Annotated in this window: 18 protein-coding genes and 1 tRNA gene; 6 read left to right on the top strand and 13 right to left on the bottom strand. The window is 67.5% G+C overall.

Features of this window, described 5'->3' with window-relative positions; all coding sequences use genetic code 11:
- Positions 1–62: 62 nt before the first annotated feature.
- From AC1RLU_RS12175 to AC1RLU_RS12145, 7 genes are all read right to left on the bottom strand, one after another.
- Positions 63–1,385 carry an LLM class flavin-dependent oxidoreductase gene (locus AC1RLU_RS12175; RefSeq protein ID WP_492795807.1) on the bottom strand — a complete coding sequence of 441 codons (1,323 nt, stop codon included), beginning with the start codon at positions 1,383–1,385 and terminating at the stop codon, positions 63–65.
- 37 nt (positions 1,386–1,422) lie between these two features.
- A complete protein-coding gene (locus AC1RLU_RS12170) occupies positions 1,423–2,313 on the bottom strand; it encodes an ABC transporter permease (protein ID WP_113585357.1) in 891 nt (296 codons plus the stop codon).
- A 16-nt stretch (positions 2,314–2,329) separates the two neighbouring features.
- Positions 2,330–3,247: an ABC transporter permease gene (locus AC1RLU_RS12165; protein ID WP_492795805.1), complete on the bottom strand. Its 918-nt coding sequence runs from the start codon at positions 3,245–3,247 to the stop codon at positions 2,330–2,332.
- Entirely contained in the window at positions 3,244–4,767 is a 1,524-nt protein-coding gene (locus AC1RLU_RS12160) for an ABC transporter substrate-binding protein (RefSeq protein ID WP_492795803.1), read from the bottom strand. Before AC1RLU_RS12160 ends, AC1RLU_RS12165 begins: the two co-directional genes overlap by 4 nt.
- Before the next feature lie 289 nt (positions 4,768–5,056).
- A tRNA-Thr gene (locus AC1RLU_RS12155) sits at positions 5,057–5,131 on the bottom strand.
- Between the two features lie 111 nt (positions 5,132–5,242).
- Positions 5,243–5,962 (bottom strand): ligase-associated DNA damage response endonuclease PdeM, encoded by a 720-nt coding sequence (gene pdeM / locus AC1RLU_RS12150; protein WP_492795801.1) that lies wholly within the window; start codon positions 5,960–5,962, stop codon positions 5,243–5,245.
- Entirely contained in the window at positions 5,959–8,445 is a 2,487-nt protein-coding gene (locus AC1RLU_RS12145; RefSeq protein ID WP_492795800.1) for a ligase-associated DNA damage response DEXH box helicase, read from the bottom strand. The genes pdeM and AC1RLU_RS12145 overlap by 4 nt, the downstream gene beginning before the upstream one ends.
- 165 nt (positions 8,446–8,610) lie before the next feature.
- On the opposite strand from AC1RLU_RS12145, the gene AC1RLU_RS12140 reads away from it, so the two are divergent.
- On the top strand, positions 8,611–9,276 hold the full coding sequence (locus tag AC1RLU_RS12140) for a class I SAM-dependent methyltransferase (protein ID WP_492795799.1): 666 nt from the start codon (positions 8,611–8,613) through the stop codon (positions 9,274–9,276).
- A 35-nt stretch (positions 9,277–9,311) separates the two neighbouring features.
- Here AC1RLU_RS12140 and AC1RLU_RS12135 read toward each other — a convergent pair whose 3' ends face one another.
- Positions 9,312–10,250 (bottom strand): class I SAM-dependent methyltransferase, encoded by a 939-nt coding sequence (locus tag AC1RLU_RS12135; protein ID WP_492795798.1) that lies wholly within the window; start codon positions 10,248–10,250, stop codon positions 9,312–9,314.
- A gap of 179 nt (positions 10,251–10,429) precedes the next feature.
- Here AC1RLU_RS12135 and AC1RLU_RS12130 point away from each other — a divergent pair, with 179 nt between their 5' ends.
- A complete protein-coding gene (locus AC1RLU_RS12130) occupies positions 10,430–11,458 on the top strand; it encodes a ligase-associated DNA damage response exonuclease (RefSeq protein ID WP_492795796.1) in 1,029 nt (342 codons plus the stop codon).
- Between the two features lie 7 nt (positions 11,459–11,465).
- Here AC1RLU_RS12130 and AC1RLU_RS12125 read toward each other — a convergent pair whose 3' ends face one another.
- Positions 11,466–12,236 carry an SGNH/GDSL hydrolase family protein gene (locus AC1RLU_RS12125; RefSeq protein ID WP_492795795.1) on the bottom strand — a complete coding sequence of 257 codons (771 nt, stop codon included), beginning with the start codon at positions 12,234–12,236 and terminating at the stop codon, positions 11,466–11,468.
- A 113-nt stretch (positions 12,237–12,349) separates the two neighbouring features.
- Here AC1RLU_RS12125 and AC1RLU_RS12120 point away from each other — a divergent pair, with 113 nt between their 5' ends.
- The 3 genes from AC1RLU_RS12120 (at position 12,350) to AC1RLU_RS12110 (ending at position 15,173) form a co-directional block, all read left to right on the top strand.
- Positions 12,350–13,987: a cisplatin damage response ATP-dependent DNA ligase gene (locus tag AC1RLU_RS12120; RefSeq protein WP_492795793.1), complete on the top strand. Its 1,638-nt coding sequence runs from the start codon at positions 12,350–12,352 to the stop codon at positions 13,985–13,987.
- Between the two features lie 147 nt (positions 13,988–14,134).
- Positions 14,135–14,815, top strand: coding sequence for a response regulator transcription factor (locus AC1RLU_RS12115; RefSeq protein WP_061965284.1), 681 nt, complete (start codon positions 14,135–14,137; stop codon positions 14,813–14,815).
- Positions 14,816–14,918: 103 nt separating this feature from the next.
- Entirely contained in the window at positions 14,919–15,173 is a 255-nt protein-coding gene (locus AC1RLU_RS12110; RefSeq protein WP_244492708.1) for a DUF6460 domain-containing protein, read from the top strand.
- Between the two features lie 3 nt (positions 15,174–15,176).
- Here AC1RLU_RS12110 and AC1RLU_RS12105 read toward each other — a convergent pair whose 3' ends face one another.
- Both AC1RLU_RS12105 and AC1RLU_RS12100 read right to left on the bottom strand, forming a co-directional pair.
- On the bottom strand, positions 15,177–16,265 hold the full coding sequence (locus AC1RLU_RS12105) for a quinone-dependent dihydroorotate dehydrogenase (RefSeq protein WP_492795791.1): 1,089 nt from the start codon (positions 16,263–16,265) through the stop codon (positions 15,177–15,179).
- A complete protein-coding gene (locus AC1RLU_RS12100) occupies positions 16,262–16,606 on the bottom strand; it encodes a DUF952 domain-containing protein (RefSeq protein ID WP_492795790.1) in 345 nt (114 codons plus the stop codon). The genes AC1RLU_RS12105 and AC1RLU_RS12100 overlap by 4 nt, the downstream gene beginning before the upstream one ends.
- Positions 16,607–16,773: 167 nt before the next feature.
- On the opposite strand from AC1RLU_RS12100, the gene AC1RLU_RS12095 reads away from it, so the two are divergent.
- Positions 16,774–17,403 (top strand): S24 family peptidase, encoded by a 630-nt coding sequence (locus AC1RLU_RS12095; RefSeq protein ID WP_061965276.1) that lies wholly within the window; start codon positions 16,774–16,776, stop codon positions 17,401–17,403.
- A gap of 14 nt (positions 17,404–17,417) precedes the next feature.
- On the opposite strand, the gene AC1RLU_RS12090 is transcribed toward AC1RLU_RS12095, so the two are convergent.
- Together AC1RLU_RS12090 and AC1RLU_RS12085 are read right to left on the bottom strand one after the other, a co-directional pair.
- Positions 17,418–18,866, bottom strand: coding sequence for a sensor histidine kinase (locus AC1RLU_RS12090; protein ID WP_492795788.1), 1,449 nt, complete (start codon positions 18,864–18,866; stop codon positions 17,418–17,420).
- Positions 18,867–18,877: 11 nt separating this feature from the next.
- Positions 18,878–20,323, bottom strand: coding sequence for an FAD-dependent oxidoreductase (locus tag AC1RLU_RS12085; protein ID WP_492795786.1), 1,446 nt, complete (start codon positions 20,321–20,323; stop codon positions 18,878–18,880).
- Positions 20,324–20,336: the final 13 nt, after the last annotated feature.

Genomic DNA, 20,336 nt, shown 5'->3' with positions numbered 1-20,336 from the left:
GGCCTCGCACCGATCGCGCCTGCCGCCATCGGACATCGATCTGACGCACCTCCACGTTTGGGTCAGGCGAAGGCACCCAGGCTCGGTATCGGGAGGGCAAAGCGCGCTCGCAAGGTTGTCTCCTCATAGCGTTCGCGGAACAGCCCACGCGCCTGCAATTCGGGCACGACCAGATCGACGAAATCGTCGAGCCCGTCCGGCATGGAGGCGGGGATCAGGTTGAAGCCGTCGGCGCCTCCCTGCTCGAACCAATGCTGAAAATCGTCGGCGATGGTCTTGGGCGAGCCGATGACGATACGGTGCCCATGCGAGGCGATGGCGAGGGCCGCGAGTTCCCGCAGAGTGTAGTTCTCGGCGCGTGCCTTGTTCAGCAACAGGCGCACCCGGCTCTCGCCATGGATGCGCTCTCCCGGCTCCGGCACCGGGCCGTCAAGCGGATGGGTCGACAGGTCGTAGCCCCAGCGACCCGAGAGCTGCCTGATGCCGGCCGCAATGTCGGTATGTTCCTGCAGCGCCGTGAATTTCTCCCGCGCCTCGGCATCGGTGCGGCCCACGATCGGCATGACGCCCGGGAGGATCGGCGGCGTCGGACGCCCGGCCGCCTCGGCTACCTCCGCCAAGGCATGGCGGTAGACGCGTGCGTCGTCGATCGTGTCCTGCGCGGTGAAGGCGAGATCGGCTTGCGCCCCGGCGAGTCCGATGCCGTCGCGCGACGAGCCTGCCTGAACGATCACCGGATGTCCCTGGGGTGGGCGAGAGATGTTGAGAGGCCCGCGCACGGAGAAAAACGCTCCCCTGTGCTCCAGCAGACGCACCCGGCTGGTATCGAGGAACCGCCCGCTTTCGCGCTCCATCACAAGCGCGCCTTCGGCCCAGCTGTCCCAGAGCCCGCGCACCACCTGCACGAACTCGCCGGCCCGGGCGTAGCGGGCCGCGTGGTCGGGCAGCGTGGAGAGGCTGAAGTTCTCGGCCGACCGGTCGGATTGCGTCGTCACCACGTTCCAGCCGACGCGTCCGCGGCTGATATGGTCGAGCGAGGCCAGTTGCCGGGCGATGTTGTAGGGCTCGGAAAAGCTGGTCGAGATCGTGCCGACCAGCCCGATCTTCGACGTCGCGATCGCGAGCGCCGAAAGCAAGGTGATCGGCTCGAGGCCGCCCGCCTTGCCCTGCGCGCCCGGCTCGGGGCCGGCCAGGTTGTCGGCCACGAAGAACATGTCGAACAGGCCTTCCTCGGCCTTGCGCGCGTTCCGGATGGCCCAGTCGATATCCTCCGGATGTCCCTGCGCCTCGGCCCGGCGCCAGGCGGCGGGGTGGCGCCCCAGCGGCTGGTTGAACAGGCCGAGATGGAGCTTGCGCTTGCCGGAATGGCGGTGATGCATCGTCATTGGTCTGGGTCGCTTCGATATCGGGAAGGAGATGCGCTCAGTCGAGGCGCGGATCGAGATGGTCTCGCAGCCAGTCGCCGAGCAGGATCACGCCGAGCACGGTCAGCGTGATCGCGATGCCCGGGAAGGTCGCGACCCACCAGCTGGTCGCGAGATACTGCCGGCCCTCGCTGAGCATCTGGCCCCAGGAGATATCCGGCGGCTGAATGCCGAAGCCGAGAAAGCTCAGGGCCGATTCCGCCAGGATCACCGTTCCGACATTCATCGTCGAGACCACCACGAAGGAGGAGAGCGTGTTGGGCAGGATATGGCGCAGCAACAGCCCCAGCGGCCGGGCGCCCAGCGCGCGTGCCGCTGCGACATAATCCATCTCCTTCACGCTGAGCACATCGGCTCTGACGATCCGCGCGGCGCCGACCCAGTTCGTGGCGGCGATGACCACGACGAGCGGCAGCAGCCCGGTCCCGGCCACGAGCGCCACGACCAGCATGAAGAGCATCGTCGGGATCGCCAGCATGGCATCGATCAGCCGCATGATGAGGAGATCGACCTTGCCGCCTGCCATGCCAGCGACGAGACCGAGCGCAAGCCCGATCAGGCTCGACAGCGCCACGGCGGCGACACCGACTGCAAGAGAGGTGCGTGCGCCGAAAAGGATGCGGCTGAACAGATCGCGTCCCTGACTGTCGGTTCCGAGAAGATGGCGCAGATCGCCGCCCTCCAGCCAGGCCGGCGGCATCAGCTTCAGCGACAGGTTGCGTCGCAGCGGATCGAGCGGCGCCAACTGGTCGGCGGCAAGCGCTACCGCCACCATCATGGCGACGATCAATAATCCTGCGACCCCCGCCTTGTTCGACAGGAGCGATCGCGCCAGGCGCGGAATCACGATTCTGGTTTCGCGCGGGATCGGCAGCGATAACGGTGTCATGTGCCTGGAACTCCGGTCAGTGCCGCAGGCGCGGGTCGATCAGGCGATAGAGCGCATCTGTCGTCAGGTTGATCGTGAGCGCCATGATGGTGATGACGAAGACCGCGATCTGGATGACGGCCATATCCTTGACGTAGACCGCTTGCACGACGAGCTGGCCGAGGCCGGGCCAGGAGAACACGGTCTCGGTGACGAGCGCCCCGCCGAGCAGGGCGATGGCGTGCAGCGAGGTCATCGTCAGGGCCGGGATCAGTGCGTTGCGCAATCCGTGGCGCAGCACGACCAGCGTCTCGGGGACGCCTTTGGCGCGGGCCGTGCGGACATAGTCCTGTCCCATCACCTCGAGCAGGCTGGAGCGGATCAGCTTGGTCAGTTCCGCCGCGAAACCCGTCCCCAGCGTAATCGCCGGGAGGATGAGATGCGCAAAGCCGCCGCTGCCCGAGACCGGCACCAGCCGCAGCCAGACGCCGAAGATGAGGATCAGCATGATCCCGACCCAGAAATTCGGCATCGCCTTGCCCAGCACCGTCACGGCCGAGATCGCGAAATCCGGCAGGCTGTTCCGCCTCAGCGCGGCGAAGATGCCCGTGGGCAGCGCAATCAGGATCGCGACGACGAGCCCGCCGGCTGTCAGCGTCAGCGTGGCGGGGATACGCTCCAGCACCACGGGCAGGGCATCTGTGCCATAGCGATAGGATACCCCGAAATCCCCGCTGAGGATGTTCGCCATATAGTGCAGGTACTGCGTGTACCAGGGCTGATCGAGCCCCCACGCTGCGATGAGGGCGAGCCGGTCCGCTTCGCTGGCGTCCTCCGGAATCAGCAGGGCGGAGGGATCTCCGGTAAGGTAGACCAGGACGAAGACCACCAGCGAGACGATGTAGAGCACGGGCACGAATTGCAGCAGGGCCCGCAGCGGGGAGCGCTTGGTCATGGCCGCCCGACATCCTCCGCAGCGATCATCTCGTCGAAGCGGCCGTCATAGACGACGCGGTCGCTGACGCCGTAGATCGACTGCGGCAGCAGCAAACCGATACGCACGCGCTGCTCGGCGACGATCTTCTGCGCCTGCTGCGAGAGCGCGATGCGCTCCGCCTCCGTCTTGGCGTTGCCGGCTTTCCTGGCCAGGTCTTCGAAGGCAGGGTCCGACCAGTCGTAATGGCGCTTGAAGTCCTGCACGAAGATCGAGGAAGCGTCCGTGTAGGAGCCCATGCCCCAGAGGTAGAGTTCCCCGAAGCCGTCGCCGGCAAGCCTGCTGTTGTAGACCGTCCAGTCGAGCACCTCGACCTGCACCCGGAAGCCGACATCCTCCAGATAGCCTCCCACGGCCTCCACGATCTCGCGATCCTTCACATAGCGACCGCTGGGCGTGCTGATCTTGATCGCGGGGCGCTTGTGGCCATCGAACCCGGCCTCTTTCAGCAGCGCTTTGGCGCGTTCAGGGTCGAAGCGGATATTCGTGTTGAGGTCCGGCGCAAAGCCCGGGATGGCGGGCGGGAAGAAGCCGCGGGTCGGCTTGCCATGTCCTTCCAGCACCTGCTTCACGATGGCATCGCGGTCGATGGCGAGGTCGATCGCCTCGCGCAGCTTCGGATCGCCGGTGACGCGGTCCTTGCCGGTGCGTACATGCAGGGCGATGTTGCGCGCGATGTCGAAGGTGATGACGCGGGTGCCCTTGTTGTCATTCAGCCGGGCAATGTCCTCGGGCGGGATGTTGACGGCAATATCGACGCCGCCGGTCAGCAGTTCGGCGACGCGGGTGGTGGTCTCGGGGATCGAGCGGATCACCACCTTGTCCCATTTCGGCGTGCCGCCCCACCAGCGCGGGTTCCGGCTCAGGATGACCTGGTCGGACTTGATCCACTGTTCGAAGACATAGGGGCCGGTGCCGACCGGCTTCTTGAAGAATTCCTCCTTCCCGCCGGCCTTCTCGAAGGCTGCCTTGGGCAGGATGCCCGCGCCGTTGCCGACGAAATAATGCAGCAGCAGCGTGTCGGGCCTGTCCGTCTCGATCACCACCGTCGTGTCGTCGGGCGCCTCGACCGATTTGATGCGACGGAACTTCGAGGCGTTGATCAGCTTCTTGTCTTGCTGGGCCCGCTCGATGGTGAACTTCACGTCTGCCGCAGTGAAGCGATCGCCATTGTGCCAGAGCACGTCGTCACGCAGTTTGAAGGTCCAGCGGATGTTGTCTTCCGTGCTCCAGGAGCGCGCGAGACGCGGTGTGAAGCGCAGCTGGCCCTGGCTGAAATCCTTGTCGACCAGGTACTCGTAGATATTGACGAGCGCCGACTCGGTACTGTTGTTGCCGTGATTGGCCGGGTCGAGCGACAGGATGTCATTGCCCTGCGCGATGGTCAGGGTCTGCGCCGCAGCGGCGCCCGCCATGCTGGCCAGGGCGAGGCCTGCCGAGAGGATGAAGCCAGACCAGTATGTAGGACGAAACAGGGGCATGCGGAGCGCGTCTCTTGCAAGGTTGTCGTCCTCTAGGATTAGCGTCCTCCGCCTGGAAAAGGCCTCCGAACATCGACGTGATTGGAAAGCGATGCTTTCCGGCTCAACTGCCGCGCGACAGTTTTATTCTCCCGCCCGCCGTGGGTCAGGCCATTTCAACAGTCTTGTCGGGCGAGGGGAGTCGGTCGGGAGAGAAAGCCGGCCCACTTCGGCGACGGCGTGGTCGGCTGCGGAAACAGCGCGTCTATCCCGAGATTGCTGGAGAATAATCGGCTATCGGGAGAATGGCTGGTGCTGCGAGCGAGGATTGAACTCGCGACCTCTCCATTACCAATGGAGTGCTCTACCACTGAGCTACCGCAGCAGGTCCGACGGCCGAAGCGTTCGCGGTCGCTCTGAGGCGGTTGCGTGCGCTGGCGTCGTTCCGAAGCGGCGCCCTGATGCCACAACCTTGTGACGGACGCAACCCGCTCGATCAATCCGGCAGCAATAACCGTGGATCGATCCGGAAGAGCCGGCCGTCGCCAAGCAGATGGGCGCTCAAGCCTTCGCGGAACAGCGGCCGGAAAGCGGCGTCGCGCAGGTTGAGGCCGCCGGCATAGGCGCCCATCGCCGGCATCACGCAACGCCGCGCCGACATCGCGAAACAGCGCCGCCGGATCGCGCGCCCGCGCATCCGGACCTTGGCGGCCGGATGCAGATGCCCGGCGATCTCGTAGCCGTCTTCGGAGGCGGTCGGCTCGTGGCGCAAGGTCACGCCGGCAAGCACGACCTCCGCGGCACTCTCGCCGCCCATGGCACGGCTGATCGCCGGGTCGTGGTTGCCGGTGATCCAGAGCCAGTCGCGGCCCTGCTGCATCAGGCTGAGCGTGGCTCGTGTCTCGGGCGCAAGGCGGTTTTCGGCATCACGATCGTGGAAGGAATCGCCGAGCGCGATCACGCGGGCCGGCTGATGGCGCCGGATCGTGGCGGCCAGCGCCACGAGCGTTGCAGTGGAATCATAGGGCGGCAGCATCACGCCGCGCGCCGCATAGGCGGAGCCCTTTTCCAGATGCAGGTCCGCGACGACAAGCGTGCGCTCCTCCGGCAACCAGAGCGCGCCCGAGAGATCGGGCACGAGCGCGAGCCGGTCCAGCATGAAGGCCTCGTTCGTCGCTCCGGGCCCCTTGGCCAGCATTGCGGCTGCAACCGTCACGCCATCGCCTCTTCCGTCAGCATCGCCTCTGCTTCCGCCAGGATCTCGTCCGCCGCCTCGCCATAGACCGCCTCGCGCCCGATCTCGAGCATGACGGAGACGGAGAGCGGCGAGACATGGTCGAGCGGCTGATGCACGATTCGCCCGCTGATCCGTGTCAGCATCTCACCAAGCCGGCGAATGTCGAGCAGGCCGGTTGCCGCGTCTGCTCGCGCGGCCTTGAGCAGGATATGGTCGGGCTCGTGCCGGCGCAGCACGTCGTAGACCAGATCGGTCGAAATCGTCACCTGCCGGCCGCTCTTCTCCTGGCCGGGGAAGCGGCGCTCGATCAATCCGCCGATGATGGCGCAGGAACGGAAGGTGCGCTTCATCAGCGCCGATTCCGCCATCCAGTCTTCCAGATCGTCGCCGAGCATGTCCTGCGCGAACAAGTCGTCGAGATTAAGCGCGCCGCGTGCGATCGCGGCCGTCATGTCACCCAGCGTCCAGCAGGCCATGCCGTAATCGTTGCAGACGAAGCCGAGCGGGCGCATCCGGGCGCGCTCCAGCCGGCGCGTCAGCAGCATGCCGAGCGTCTGGTGGGCGAGGCGTCCCTCGAACGGGTAGGCTGCGAGATAGAAGCGCCCGCCGCGCGGAAAAGTCTCGACCAGCAGTTCACCCGGCTGGGGCAGGCGCGATATCCGCTTCTGCGCATGCAGCCAGGCCGAGACCTCCTCCGGCAGCGTATGCCAGAGGCTGGGCGAGGCCAGGATCGCGCGCACGCGCGCCGCGAGGAAGGTCGAGAGCGGGAACTTGCCGCCGTCATAGGAGGGAATCTTGGGATCGGTGCCGGGGGAGGCACGCGAGCAGACCGCCTCGTTCTCTACGATGCCCTCGAAACGCAGAACCTCGCCGGCGAAGACGAAGGTATCGCCCGCCACCATGGTCTCGGCGAAATATTCCTCGATCTCGCCGAGCACGCGCCCGCCGCGGGTGATCATGCCGGGCTGGCCCGGCCTGCCGGCGCGCGCCCGGCCGAGCCGGACCTTCAGCATCGTCGCCTCGACGATGGTGCCGACATTCATGCGGTATTGCTGGATCACGCGGGCGTTGCTGGCGCGCCAGAGGCCGGCCTTGTCCTGCCTGAGCTTGGCGAAGCGCTCATAGCTCTTCAGCGCATAGCCGCCGGTCGCGACGAAATTGACGACGGCGTCGAAGTCTTCGCGGGTAAGATCGGCGTAAGGGGAGGCGGTGCAGACCTCCTCATAGAGCGCATCGGCTTCGAACCCATCGGAACATGCGACGCCGAGCACATGCTGGGCGAGAACGTCGAATGCGCCGATGCGCGGTGGCGGGGTGTCCTGTGCGGCCTCATGGACGGCTTCGAGCGCGGCGCGGCACTCCAAGAGCTCGAATCGGTTGGACGGCACCAGCAGCGCCTCCGAGGGCTCGTCCATGCGGTGGTTGGAGCGGCCGATGCGTTGGATCAGGCGGCTCGCGCCCTTCGGCGCGCCGAGATTGACGACGAGGTCGACATCGCCCCAGTCGATGCCGAGATCGAGCGTCGCGGTGCAGACCACGGCCTTCAGCCGTCCGTCCGCCATGGCAGCTTCGACCTTGCGGCGCTGCTGGGCGTCGAGCGAGCCGTGATGCAGCGCGATCGGCAGGTTGTCGTCGTTCAGGTTCCACAAGGCCTGGAAGGCGAATTCCGCCTGCATCCGCGTGTTGACGAAGACCAGCGTCAGCTTGTGCGTGCGGATGGCCTGATAGACCTCGGCCATCGCATGCAGGGTGGTGTGGCCGGCGATCGGCAGGCGCCGTTCGGTGTCGAGGATGCCGATGCGCGGCTTGGCCCCGCCCGCGACCGTGACGAGCCCCGCCGGCGTCCCGGCGCCGCCGAGATAGCGCTGGAGATCGGCCGGCTCGCGCACCGTCGCCGAGAGGCCCACGGCCGAGACCTGCGGCGCCAGCGCCTTCAACCGTGCGAGATCGAGCGCCAGCAGGTCGCCGCGCTTCGAGGTGACCAGCGCATGCAATTCGTCGAGCACGATCCGGCGCAAATTGGAGAAGAACGGCGCGGCGTCGCGATGCGAGACCAGTAGCGCGAGCTGTTCCGGCGTCGTCAGCAGGATATCGGGCGGGCGCTGGATCTGGCGCGTGCGCTTGGCGGCGGAGGTGTCGCCGGTGCGGGTCTCGATCGTGATCGGCAGTGCCATCTCGTGCACGGGCGCTTCGAGATTGCGGGCAATGTCGACGGCGAGCGCCTTCAGCGGCGAGATATAGAGCGTATGCAGCCCGTCATGCCGGCCCTTGCGCTCAGCCAGCTCCACCAGCGAGGGCAGGAAGCCGGCGAGCGTCTTGCCGGCACCGGTCGGCGCGACCAGCAGCGTCGAGCGCCCGGCGCGGGCTTCCTCCAGCAACGCGAGCTGATGCGGCCGCACGCTCCAGCCGCGCCCGGAAAACCAGGCCTCGAAGGCAGGAGGGGGCGGGGAGGGAGCGGCCATGCCGGCCGAAGATAGGGGGTGATGAGGGAGAACGAAAGGGGAATAAGGGGGGTAAGGCTTTGGTTGATCGCAGACTGCAGGCTGGTTCGCTTCGAGAGGCCGGAATGCCTGCTGGTGACGCGATGGAGATATTGCGGGGCGCTATCTCGTGTCCTATCCACGATTATGGACGCATTCGCCGACCCCCAACTTGCCGCACGTTATGCGGAGAACCCACCTCGGATGGTGCCCGGTTTTGCGGACATGCAACGCATGGCCATGCTTCTTATCGCAGAGCGCGCACCAGAAGACGCGAAGGTCCTGGTTCTCGGTGCGGGCGGAGGCCTCGAGATGAAGGTTTTCGCCACGGCGAAGCCCGGCTGGAGCTTCGTCGCGGTCGATCCGTCTGCTCCGATGCTGGACTTGGCGCGATTGACGCTCGGAGAGCTAGCCGCGCGGGCCTCGTTTCACCAAGGGTTCATCGATATCGCGCCGGCGGGGCCGTTCGACGCGGGAGCCTGCATTCTGACGCTTCACTTCATCGAGCGGGAAGAGCGCTTGCGCACGCTTCGAGAGGTCCGCAGGCGGCTGAAACCCGGCGCTCCATTCGTTGTTGCCCATTACAGCATCCCGCAAGACGAGGTCGATCTGTGGATGTCTCGGGTTGCCGCCTTTGCGATTTCATCCGGGATCGAGCCTTCGCATGCCAGGAAGGCGCAAGATGCGGTCGCGGAACGTCTACCCATCCTTTCGCCCGAAGACGACCAGCAGCTCTTATATGAGGCTGGCTTTAGCGAAATCAGCCTCTTTTATGCAGGATTCGCGTTCCGTGGCTGGGTCGCCTACGCCTGACAGCGGCTTTGGTTATCGACCCTAGGCGGGCATCCTCACCGCTTCTCCGCCACGACCAGCAGCCCCGGCACAGGGGTGCCGCGATCCTGCCGCGTGCTGGCGGGTTCGACGAGTACGGGAGTGAGCCCGGCTTCCAGGAGCCGCTCTCGTAGCCAGCCTTCCGCATGCGCGAACCGCCTGTCATCACCCACCACGACGCCTTCGCCGTCATGGCTCTGCACCGTGAAGGCCAGGAGCCCGTCCGGTTCCAGCACGCGCGCGCTCTGGGCGAAGCAGGGCGCGAGCTCGCCGAGATAGACGAAGACATCGGCCGCGACGACGAGATCGGCGGAAGCGTCGGGCCGGCTGGAGAGGAAGCTCGTCAGGCCGGTGACGGCGAGCTTGTCGTAGAGCGGCGTGCCATCCGGCGCGAGCTTGGCGCGCGCCCGCTCGATCATGCGTGGCGAGAGATCGCAGCCGGCGATGAAGCCGCTCTGCTCGTGGATCGCCTCGCCCATCAGGCCGGTGCCGCAGCCGAGATCGTAGACGATGTCGAACCGGAAGGGCCGGCCGGCGTTGCTGCAGCAGCGGACGAGCGCTGCCTTCAGCAGGTCGGGCGCGTTGTATTGCAGGATTTCGGTCAAATGGCTGTCGAAGCGGTCGGCATAGGCGTCGAAAAGCGCGCCGGAGAAATTCTCCGAGGTCGCCTGCTCGGCCGGCAGCGCACCGATGCGGGCAAGGTCGAGCCGCGCGCCGAAATGGTCGTTGGGATCGAGGTCGAGGCATTGCCGCCAGGCGGTGGCAGCGTCTTCCTTGTGGCCGAGCGCTTCCTGCGCCAGCCCGTAGAGATGCCAGGCGGCGGTGAAGTGATAGGCTTGCGCCACGGTTTGGTCGAGGATGTCCACCGCGGTTTGTGGATCGCCGTCTTCCAGCGCCGCTTTGGCTCGGCCGTAGCGGCGGTCGAGCACCGGGTCGCCGGAGCTGGCGAAATGCATGGGCGAATCCTCGGAGGTGGGGGAAGCGGGTCTAGAGTAACGCAACGCGAAGCGAAATTCGCCTTTCGAAGCAGTCCAATGCCAATTTCGGGTGGTTGGCGGCCATTCGTCCGCCTCGCCACGCTGCACGGGGGAATCTGACGCTGGCCAGACAAAGCGCCCGCTGGCGCCCCTCCGAATTGCTGCTGCCGACGCCGGCCGGGCTCTATTGCCCGCCCGCCGACATCCATATCGACCCCGTTCGCCCGGTGGCACGGGCGCTGATCACCCATGGCCATTCCGACCATGCCCGCGCCGGCCATGGTGCCGTGCTGGCGACACGCGAGACGCTGGCGATCATGGCGCTACGCTACGGCGAAGGCTTTACGGGCTCGCAACAGGTCACGGTGCCCGGCGAGGCAATCCGCATCGGTGAGGTCGATTTCACCTTCCTGCCGGCGGGCCATGTCCTCGGCTCCGCCCAGATCGCGGTCGAGAGCCGCGGCCTGCGGATCGTCGCCTCAGGCGACTACAAGCGCGAGCGCGACCCGACCTGCACCGGGTTCGAGCCCATGCCTTGCGACATCTTCATCACCGAAGCGACTTTCGGCCTGCCGGTCTTCCGCCATCCGCCGGCATCGGGGGAGGTGGCCAAGCTGCTTGAATCGGTCAGGCTTTTTCCGGAGCGGACGCATATCGTCGGCGCCTATTCGCTGGGCAAGGCGCAGCGCGTCATGGCCCTGATCCGCGAGGCCGGCTACGAGCGGCCGATCTATATCCATGGCGCGGTCGAGAAGATCACCACCTTCTACGAAGCCGAGGGCATCCCGCTCGGAGAGATCAGGCTGGTCTCCGAGGCCGATCGCAAGACGCTGGGCGGCGAGATCGTCATCTGTCCGCCGAGCGCGACGCAGGATCTGTGGGCGCGCCGCTTTCCCGATCCGGTCACGGCCTTCGCCTCGGGCTGGATGCGGATCAGGGCGCGGGCGCGCCAGAAGGGCGTCGAACTGCCGCTCGTTATCTCGGATCATGCCGATTGGGACGACCTGCTCGCGACGATCAGGGAGGTTCAAGCGGACGAAATCTGGGTGACCCATGGCGAGGCCGATGCGCTCGTCCATTGGTGCGGCACGGCGGGCTTGAAGGCCAAGCCGCTGCATCTCGTCGGCTATGGCGACGAGGGCGAGGCCGATCCGGTCGAGGAGGCGGCAGATGCGGCGGCCGTCTAGGCTCCGGTCAGCGCGAGGCGGCGACGACCGGGCGCGAGGGCGCGGCCATGCCGACCATCGCGTTCGCCATGTCGCGGGCGAGGCAGTCATAGCCCGCATCGCTCATGTGGAAGCCGTCGGTCCAGAGCGCGGCCTTGAAGGCCTCGGCATCGCTGCGGTGCCATTCGCGCATCGCGTCATAGCGGCCGAAGACCGGAACGGCCTCGCGCCGGGCGACGTCGCCGACGGCCTCGACATATCGGCCGTAGCGCTGTGGATCGCGCACCGAGGGGAAATACTGCGGGTCGAGGATGGCGAGCGCCGGGCCGGCTTCGCGTACCAGCGAAATGCCGTCGCCGACCATCGCCTTGAAGGCGTCGAGATCGCCGCCCTTGACGGCATCATTGGTGCCGACCTGCCAGATCACGAGATCATAGGAACGCGCGGCAAGCGCGGTCTTCAGCCGCGCGAGCGTCTGCGGGGCAGTCTCGCCGCCGATGCCGGCATTGACGATCTCGACCTGGGACTTGGGCCACGCCTTGCCGAGCAGCGCCTGAAGGCGGGCGGGATAGGTCCTGTCCTTGGCGCTGGCGCCGATGCCTTCGGTCGAGGACGAGCCGATGGCGAGGATGGCGAGCGGCTGGCCCTGCGAGACCTTGGCGGAGAGCGGCGCGAGCGCGGCATTCGAGTGCACGATCGGCGTCTCGCGGCAGGAGAAGCTCGCCGCCTGCGCGGGGACTCCGACCGAAAGCGTTGCAGCGACGACAGGCAAGGCAAGGAACCGCATCGCGGCACGCATCGGCGTCTCTCTCCCAGCTACTCTGCTGCCGTTAAGGTTTGCTTCATGAACAGTATCTGAACGATGCGGTGCAACAGGAACGAACCCAGGCACTGTGGCGCGGGGGCGACAGCATGAACCGCTTCGCCTGGCTGCTCGATCGCCTGGCCTATGAGCCGCGCCGCAACGCCAAGATCGCACTGATCGCCGATTACTTGCGCACCACGCCCGACCCGGATCGCGGCTATGCGCTGGCGGCGATGACGGGCGGACTGGTGTTCCGCAATGCCAAGGCCGGATTGATCCGCGCGCTGATCGCCGAGCGCGCCGACCCCGTGCTCTTCGCGCTGTCCTATGACTATGTCGGCGATCTCTCCGAGACGGTCGCGCTGATGTGGCCGGCGCGGCATGGCGCCAACGCAGTGCCGCATCTGCCGGAGGTGGTCGAGAGACTGCGCGAGGCCGGCAAGACCGACTTGCCGCGCCTCGTCGCCGGCTGGCTCGATGCGCTCGACGAGACCGGCCGCTGGGCCCTGCTCAAGCTCATCACAGGCGCGCTGCGCATCGGCGTCTCGGCCCGGCTCGCCAAGACGGCCGCCGCCAGCCTCGGCGGCGTGCCGCCCGACGAGGTCGAGCAGGTCTGGCACGGGCTGGAGCCGCCCTATGCCGAGCTCTTTGCCTGGCTGGAGGGCAGGGGCGCGCGGCCCGAGGCGCGCGATCCCGCGCCGTTCCGCCCGGTCATGCTCTCGCACCCGATCGAGGACGGCGATTTCGACAAGCTCGATCCGGCCGAATTTGCCGCCGAGTGGAAATGGGACGGCATCCGCGTCCAGGCGGTGAGCGGCCGCAAGGCCGATGGCACGCGCGTGACACGGCTCTATTCCCGCACCGGCGAGGACATCGCCGCTGCCTTCCCCGACCTCGTCGAGGAATTGACGGTGGACGGCGCACTCGACGGCGAGTTGCTGGTGATGCGCGAGAGCGCGGTCCAGAGCTTCAACACGCTGCAGCAAAGGCTCAACCGCAAGACCGTCACCGCCAAGATGCTGGGCGAATTCCCCGCTCATATCCGCGTCTATGACCTGCTCGTCGATGGCGAGGAAGATGTCCGCCACTTGCCGCTGGAGGAGCGGCGCCAGCGTTTGGAGGCCTTCCTGTCGCGCCTCGCCAGCATCCGCTTCGATCTCTCGCCGGTCATCCCCTTCGCCTCCTGGGAGGAACTGACGGCCGCCCGCGCCGATCCGGCCGGTGCGGGGGCAGGCGCCGATGCGGAAGCGGTCGAAGGCTGCATGATCAAGCGCCGCGATTCGCCCTATCTGCCCGGCCGCCCCAAGGGCTATTGGTGGAAATGGAAGCGCGATGCCCGGCTCGTCGACTGCGTGCTGATGTATGCCCAGCGCGGCCACGGCAAGCGCTCCTCCTTCTATTCCGACTACACCTTCGGCGTCTGGCGCGTCGGCGAGGATGGCGGGCAGGAACTCGTGCCGGTCGGCAAGGCCTATTTCGGCTTCACCGACGAGGAGCTGATCGAGATCGACAAATATGTCCGCAAGAACACGCTGAACCGTTTCGGCCCGGTGCGCGAGGTCACGCATGACGCGCAGTCGGGCCTCGTCTTCGAGGTCGCCTTCGAAGGTTTGCAGCGTTCGACCCGGCATAAATCCGGCCTCGCCATGCGTTTTCCCCGGATCAACCGCATCCGCTGGGACAAGCCGCCTGGTGAAGCCGACCATATCGAGGTGCTCGAAGCGCTGTTGCCGACCAATGGTTGAGCCGGAATGGGTTGCAGCCTTGCGCTTGCGGTGCTTGTGATGCGCGGCCGGCCTGGGGCAAAATGCCCGGGTCGGACGAATGCATCGGCCCGAAGCGGATAACGCGGTTTCGGGCGGGGGACGGTGCAGGCTTTAAGGAGTGGGGCGATGAGCAAGCAGCCTTCGACGCGGATCGTCATCGCGGACGATCATCCGCTGTTTCGCGGCGCGCTCCGCCAGGCCGTGTCGAGCGCCATCGGCGGTGCCGAGGTCAGTGAGGTCGGCTCGCTCGAGGCCCTGACCGAGGCGCTGGCCAGCGGCGGTGATGCCGATCTCGTCCTGCTCGATCTCACCATGCCGGGTGTGCAGGGCTTTTCCGGCCTGCTCTTCCTGCGGGCGGACCATCCGGAGATCCCGGTCATCGTCGTCTCCGCCAATGACGATCCGGCGGTGATTCGCCGCTGCATCGAGTTTGGCGCGCTCGGCTTCCTGCCCAAGACCGCGGACGTCGCGCAAATGGGCGAGGCGATCCGCGCCGTGCTCGACGGCGGGGTCTGGACCCCGCCGGGCGTCGATCTCTCCGCCCCGGTCGATGCCGAGATCGCCGACATGGTCCGCCGCATGTCGACACTGACGCCGCAGCAGGTGCGCGTGCTGATGATGCTGTCGGAAGGGCTCCTCAACAAGCAGATCGCCTATGAGCTCGGCGTCTCCGAGGCGACGGTGAAGGCTCATGTCTCGGCGATCCTGACCAAGCTCGACGTCGACAGCCGCACGCAGGCCGTAATCGCAGCCTCGAAGATCGCCGGCACCGCCTGGGCGACGGCGGGCGCCTCGGCCACGGCCTGAGGCAATCCGTTCAGACGCCGTTCAAGCGCGGTGGATTTCAGGTTAAGACAGCACAGAAGCGCCCCGGAACGGCAGGGGGCGCAACAGGATGACGATTGCTTCCATGGAACGGTTTCTCGGCGGCTCGCCCCTCAGCGTCCTCGTCCGCCTGATCTTCATTTCGCTGCTGGTCGGCGCAGCCATGGCCTTCCTCGGCCTGTCCCCGCAGAATCTCTACGAGGCGGCCGCGCGCTTCCTGCGCTCGATCACCGGGCTCGGCTTCGGCGCGGTGCGCGAGGTCGCGCAGTGGCTGATCGCCGGCGCCCTGATCGTCGTGCCGCTCTGGCTGCTGATGCGGCTTTTCGCAGCGCGGAAGTAAGCTCTACAGCCCTTCGCCGCGCGCGATCGCAGCCGCGTCGCGTCCGATCAGGGCGGTCAGCCGTGTCAGCCCGGCGCGGCGCGCCTGGGCGGCGAGCCCTGCCTTGATCTCTTTGGCGAGGCCCGGGCCCTTGAACACCATCGCCGAATAGAACTGCACCAGCGTAGCCCCAGCCCGGATCTTGGCGAAGGCGGTCTCGGCCGAATCGACTCCGCCGACGCCGATCAGCGGGAACTGCCCTTCGACGCGCAGGAAGGCTTCGGCCAGGATGCGGGTCGAGGCGGTGAAGAGCGGCTTGCCGGAGAGCCCGCCCGTCTCGGCCTTGCTGGTGCTGCGCAGGGTCAGCGGGCGCGTGACCGTGGTGTTCGAGACGATCAGGCCATCGATGCTGCGCTTGCGTGCGACCGCGATCATGCCGTCGAGCTCTGGCAGGGTCAGGTCCGGCGCGACCTTGACGAGGACCGGCGTGCGCCTGCCGCCGGTTGTCGCCTCGTCCCGCGCGGCGAGCGTGCGCGCCACGAGGTCGTCGAGCGCGCTTTCCGCCTGCAGGTCGCGCAGGCCCGGCGTGTTCGGCGAGGAAACGTTGATCGTCAGGAAATCGGCATGTGGTGCCAGCCGGCGCGCCAGCGTGGCATAGTCGGCGGCACGGTCGGCAGAATCCTTGTTGGCCCCGAGATTGACGCCAACGAGGCCACCACGTCCCCGCCGGGCTTCGAGCCGCTTCGCGACGGCCTCCATGCCCTCGCTGTTGAGGCCGTAGCGGTTGATCACGGCCTCGTCCTCGAGCAGCCGGAAGACCCGCGGGCGCGGGTTGCCGGGCTGCGGCAGCGGCGTCACGCCGCCGATCTCGACGAAGCCGAAGCCCAGGCCCAGTGCGCCGTCGACCGCTTCCGCATGCTTGTCGAAGCCGGCGGCGAGGCCGACCGGGTTGGGGAAGGAGAGCCCGAAGGCCTCGGTCGCGAGCACGGGGTCGTCGGCACCTGGCCTCAGGGCAGGCGCCGCGGCCAGTGCCGCGACGGTCAGGCGATGGGCCGTCTCCGCATCCATGCGGTGGATCAGCGGCCGGGCGAGGTTGAACAGGCCGCCGATCATGCGAGCGTCTCCGGAATGGCGTGGCTGCCGTCGCGCTTCAGCGGCAAGGGAGCGACCCAACGAACCGCCTTCGGATCGAGCGGGGCGTAGAGATGCGGAAAGAGCGCCCCGCCACGCGAGGGCTCGTAGCGCAGGGCCGGGCCCAGCCTCTCATCGTCGACGGCGATGAGCAGGAGGCCGTCCTGCCCGGCGAAATGCTTCGCTGCGGTCTCGGCGACCTGGGCACCCGTGGAGAAATGGATGTAGCCGTCGGCGAGGTCGACCGGGGCGCCGTCGAAGCGGCCCTTGGCCTCCGCTTCGGACCAGAGCGCGGCAGGGCATATCTTGTAGATCAGGGGCACCGGAGGTCTCGCGCGCGCATGTCGGGCACCGGCTTAAACGCTGGCAGGAGGATTCCGCAAGTCGCTGTCGGATTGCGGCGAGATTCGGATTGAAATCTTATATGATAGGGGATATTTCCTATCTTCAATCCCCGCCGAACGGCAAGAGCGCAGCGAGGCCCTCAGCGATGCTGTCACATGACCAGATCTGGGGGGCGATCGACACGCTGGCCCAGCGTTACGGCTTCACTGCCTCGGGGCTGGCGCGCAAGGCCGGGCTCGACGCCACCACCTTCAACCGCTCCAAGCGCGTCGCCCCCGACGGGCGCGAGCGCTGGCCCTCGACCGAATCGATCTCCAAGATCCTGGCCGCGACCGGCGCCTCCTTCGACGAGTTCATGAGCGTGGTGCTGCGCCGCGATCCCGCGCCTGCCCGGACGATCCCGCTGATCGGTTTCGCCCAGGCGGGCTCGGGCGGCTTCTTCGACGATGGCGGTTTTCCAGTTGGCACGGGCTGGGAGGAGGTCGCCTTTCCCGGCGTCGCCGACGAGAAGGCCTATGCGCTGGAAATCTCCGGTGATTCGATGCTGCCGCTCTATCGCGACGGCGACACCATCATCGTCTCGCCGACCGCGACGGTCCGGCGCGGCGATCGGGTCGTGGTCAAGACGGTGGAGGGCGAGGTGCTGGCCAAGCAGCTCAGGCGCCAGACCGCCAAGACGATCGAGCTCGCCTCGCTCAACCCGGAGCATGCCGACCGCGTGCTGAACCTCGCCGAGATCGCCTTCATGGCGCGGGTGATCTGGGCAAGCCAGTAGGCGGAGATGATTCGTCAGTGCCCGTTGGCGCGGCGGGCCGGCAGCATCACCGCGAAGACCGCGCCGGCATCGGATGGCTCGAGCGTGATCGAGCCGCCATGGAGCCGGACCAGCTCGGCCGCGACCGCAAGGCCGAGGCCGGTCCCGCCGGGTGTCGCCGAGCCCCGGAAGGCTTGGAACAGATTGGCCCGCGCCCGCTCCGGCACGCCGGGTCCGTTGTCGATGATGCGCAAAGCCACCGAGCCGTTCTCCGGCCCGCCCGTCACCGTCAGCACCGGCAGGTCGCCGGGCTCCGCCCCGGCCCGCGTCAGCGCCTGGACCGAGTTGCGCATCAGGTTCGTCAACACGCGCGCCATCTGGTCGGGATCGCAGGGCGCCGACAGTTCGGGCGGAACCCGGTTCTCGAAGCGCGGCTGCTTGCCGTCGCCGAGTCCGAGCATTTCCGCCTGCTCGGCGACGAGCTGCCGCAACGGGACATCGCGGATCGCAGGCGTGGCCTCGGCCGCGCGGCCATAGGCGAGGGTGGCCTGGCAGAAGTCGATGGCGCGCCCCAGCGTCGCGATCAGGCGCGGTGCGAAGCGGCGGATCTTGGCGTCGCGGGTCTCGATCAGCTGGTCGGACATCAACTGCGCCGCCGCCAGCATGTTGCGCAGGTCATGATTGATCTTCGAGACGGCAAGGCCGAGCTCGGCGAGGTGCTTCTTGGTGCGCAACTCGTCGGCGAGCGTCGCTTCCATGCGGGCGAGCGCGCGTTCCGCCTCGCCGATCTCGTCGGCGCGCAGGGAGGGCTCGATGATCCGCCGCGGGTTCTCGGGGTCGGCCTCGAACTCCATGACATTGGCCGCCAGATGCCGGATCGGCCCGATGATCAGCGCATTGAGCGCGATATAGACGGCCAGAGCCGTCAGGCCGGTGATCAGCAGCGAGATCAGCAGCAGGCTCCACGAGAATTTCAGCATCGCCCGGCGCAGCGGCGCTTCGTCGATGACGATCTCGACGAAATCGGCGCCGCCGACGGCTTCGCCGACCACGCGGATCGGCATGGTCGCGGGTGCGACGAGGACGGCGAGCGCCTCCTTGATCGCATTCATCCAGTCGAGGCTGCGCAGGTCGATCGAGCGGGAAACCTCCGGCGGGGGCATCGAGTCGAGGCTGAGCAGCCGGCGTGCGCCGCCGACGCGGGCCGCGATCGCGCGGGCTCCGACGCCCATCAGCAGGCGGTTCTCGCTGCCCTCGGGCAGGCCGTCCTCCGGGGCGCCCTCCAGCACCAGCGCGGCGACCTGGGCGGCGGCGATCCGGTCATGCAGCCAGTTGCGGCGGAAATTCGCGATGGAGGGCAGATAGATCAGCACCTCCGCCAGCATGACGAAGAGCACGGTGACGAGCAGCAGCTTGGCCGAAAGGCCGAGGCGCGTGAGGCCGCGCGGTTGGCTGACCGAGAGGTCTGGCTTGGGTGCATGCATCGTCAGCGATCTTAGCCGAAACGCCTGAGAAAGCCGATCAGGCGGCGCAAGGCCGGCCGCGTGGTCAATGTCGCATGGAACGAGAGCGCGGCGCGGCGCGAGGCGTCCGCGCGGGCGAAGGCGGGCAGAGGCATGCCGGCGAGCTCGCTGACGCCGAGCCCGGCCCGCATTGCGATGCACCAAGGGGCGATCAATTCCCCCGCATCGTCGCCGACGATGGTGGCGCCGAGGATGCGACCCTTGCGGTCGACGACCGCCTTGACGAAACCGTCCGTCTCACCGGCAGCCTGTGCGGCCGCGTTCTCGGAGAACGGCCAGCGCAGCACCCGGATCGCTCCGGCCCTGGCAAGGGCTTCAGCCTCCGTCAGGCCGATCGCGGCGATCTGAGGCCGGCTCCAGACGACGCGGGGCTCGCTCGCCGGATCGATCTTCACCGGCTGGCGAAACAGGATGCTGCGCAGCACGAGTCCGACATGGTCGTCGCCGGCGAGGTCGGGCGAGGCGGCCGCTGCGCCACCTGCACAGGCCCCCATGGCATGGACGCGGCGATTGCTCGTCCGCAGGCTCCGGTCGACGCTGATACCGGATGCATCGTGACGAATCCCGGCGAGATCGAGGTCGAGGCTGCCGATCGCGGGGCGGCGCTGGCCGCAGACGAAAAGATGCGAGCCTTCGATCGTGGTTTCGCCCGAGGGCGTCGCGAGGACGAGCCGAAGCCCCGAGCGGCTGCGTTCCACCCGCAGCGGCTCACAGCCTTCATGGAGATCCAGCCCCTCGCGCAGCAGCCGGCGCCGCAGGATCATTGCAGCTTCCTCATCGCGATCTGCGAGCAGCCCGTCCGGAGCGACGAGGTTTGCGAGGCAGCCGAGGCGGCGCAGGGCCTGGGCCAGGGCGACGCCCGCGTCGCCGATCACGATCGGCCGTTCGGGCAATCGGGTCAGGCCGGCGAGATCGGACTCATAGAGAACAGGGACGGAATCGAACCCCGGCATCGCCGGCGAAACAACATGCGCGCCGGTGGCGATCACGAAGCGGCGCGCCTTGATCGGGCGGCCATCGACGGTGACCGTGCTGCGGCTGGTGAAATGGGCCTCGCCCCGGATGACGGTGATGCCCAGCGCAGCCAGGCGCTCGGCTGAATGATTGGCGCGGTCGGCGGACAGGGCACGCTGGATATGGTCGTGGATCTGGGCCGGGTTCGGCTGCGCCTCGGCCGCCGCGAGGCCGAGGCGCGCCGCATCGCGCAGCGCCTGCGCCCGGGCGGCGATCGCGATAAGGGCCTGGGCTGCGAGCGGCCCCCGGTCGCCACCGATGGCGTCGCGCTCGACCAGAACGACCGGGACGCCGAAAGTCGCGGCGGCGATCGCGAGCGCAACGCCGTTCGCGCCCGCGCCGATGACGCAGATATCGGGTGTCAACGCGGCTGGTTTCGCCGCCTTGGCCGTGCCGTCGCTCACCGGATGTCCCGTT

The sequence above is a fragment of the Allobosea sp. GW822-FHT05A11 genome (genome assembly GCF_058800455.1).
Note: the sequence above shows the minus strand (reverse complement) of the source record. Positions and strands in the feature narration are given on the sequence as shown.

Coding starts and splice junctions, on each gene's coding strand:
- AC1RLU_RS12175 (WP_492795807.1), bottom strand. CDS start 1,385: ATGACGATGCATCACCGCCATTCCGGCAAGCGCAAGCTCCATCTCGGC.
- AC1RLU_RS12170 (WP_113585357.1), bottom strand. CDS start 2,313: ATGACACCGTTATCGCTGCCGATCCCGCGCGAAACCAGAATCGTGATT.
- AC1RLU_RS12165 (WP_492795805.1), bottom strand. CDS start 3,247: ATGACCAAGCGCTCCCCGCTGCGGGCCCTGCTGCAATTCGTGCCCGTG.
- AC1RLU_RS12160 (WP_492795803.1), bottom strand. CDS start 4,767: ATGCCCCTGTTTCGTCCTACATACTGGTCTGGCTTCATCCTCTCGGCA.
- AC1RLU_RS12145 (WP_492795800.1), bottom strand. CDS start 8,445: ATGGCCGCTCCCTCCCCGCCCCCTCCTGCCTTCGAGGCCTGGTTTTCC.
- AC1RLU_RS12140 (WP_492795799.1), top strand. CDS start 8,611: ATGGACGCATTCGCCGACCCCCAACTTGCCGCACGTTATGCGGAGAAC.
- AC1RLU_RS12135 (WP_492795798.1), bottom strand. CDS start 10,250: ATGCATTTCGCCAGCTCCGGCGACCCGGTGCTCGACCGCCGCTACGGC.
- AC1RLU_RS12125 (WP_492795795.1), bottom strand. CDS start 12,236: ATGCGTGCCGCGATGCGGTTCCTTGCCTTGCCTGTCGTCGCTGCAACG.
- AC1RLU_RS12120 (WP_492795793.1), top strand. CDS start 12,350: ATGAACCGCTTCGCCTGGCTGCTCGATCGCCTGGCCTATGAGCCGCGC.
- AC1RLU_RS12115 (WP_061965284.1), top strand. CDS start 14,135: ATGAGCAAGCAGCCTTCGACGCGGATCGTCATCGCGGACGATCATCCG.
- AC1RLU_RS12110 (WP_244492708.1), top strand. CDS start 14,919: ATGGAACGGTTTCTCGGCGGCTCGCCCCTCAGCGTCCTCGTCCGCCTG.
- AC1RLU_RS12105 (WP_492795791.1), bottom strand. CDS start 16,265: ATGATCGGCGGCCTGTTCAACCTCGCCCGGCCGCTGATCCACCGCATG.
- AC1RLU_RS12095 (WP_061965276.1), top strand. CDS start 16,774: ATGCTGTCACATGACCAGATCTGGGGGGCGATCGACACGCTGGCCCAG.
- AC1RLU_RS12090 (WP_492795788.1), bottom strand. CDS start 18,866: ATGCATGCACCCAAGCCAGACCTCTCGGTCAGCCAACCGCGCGGCCTC.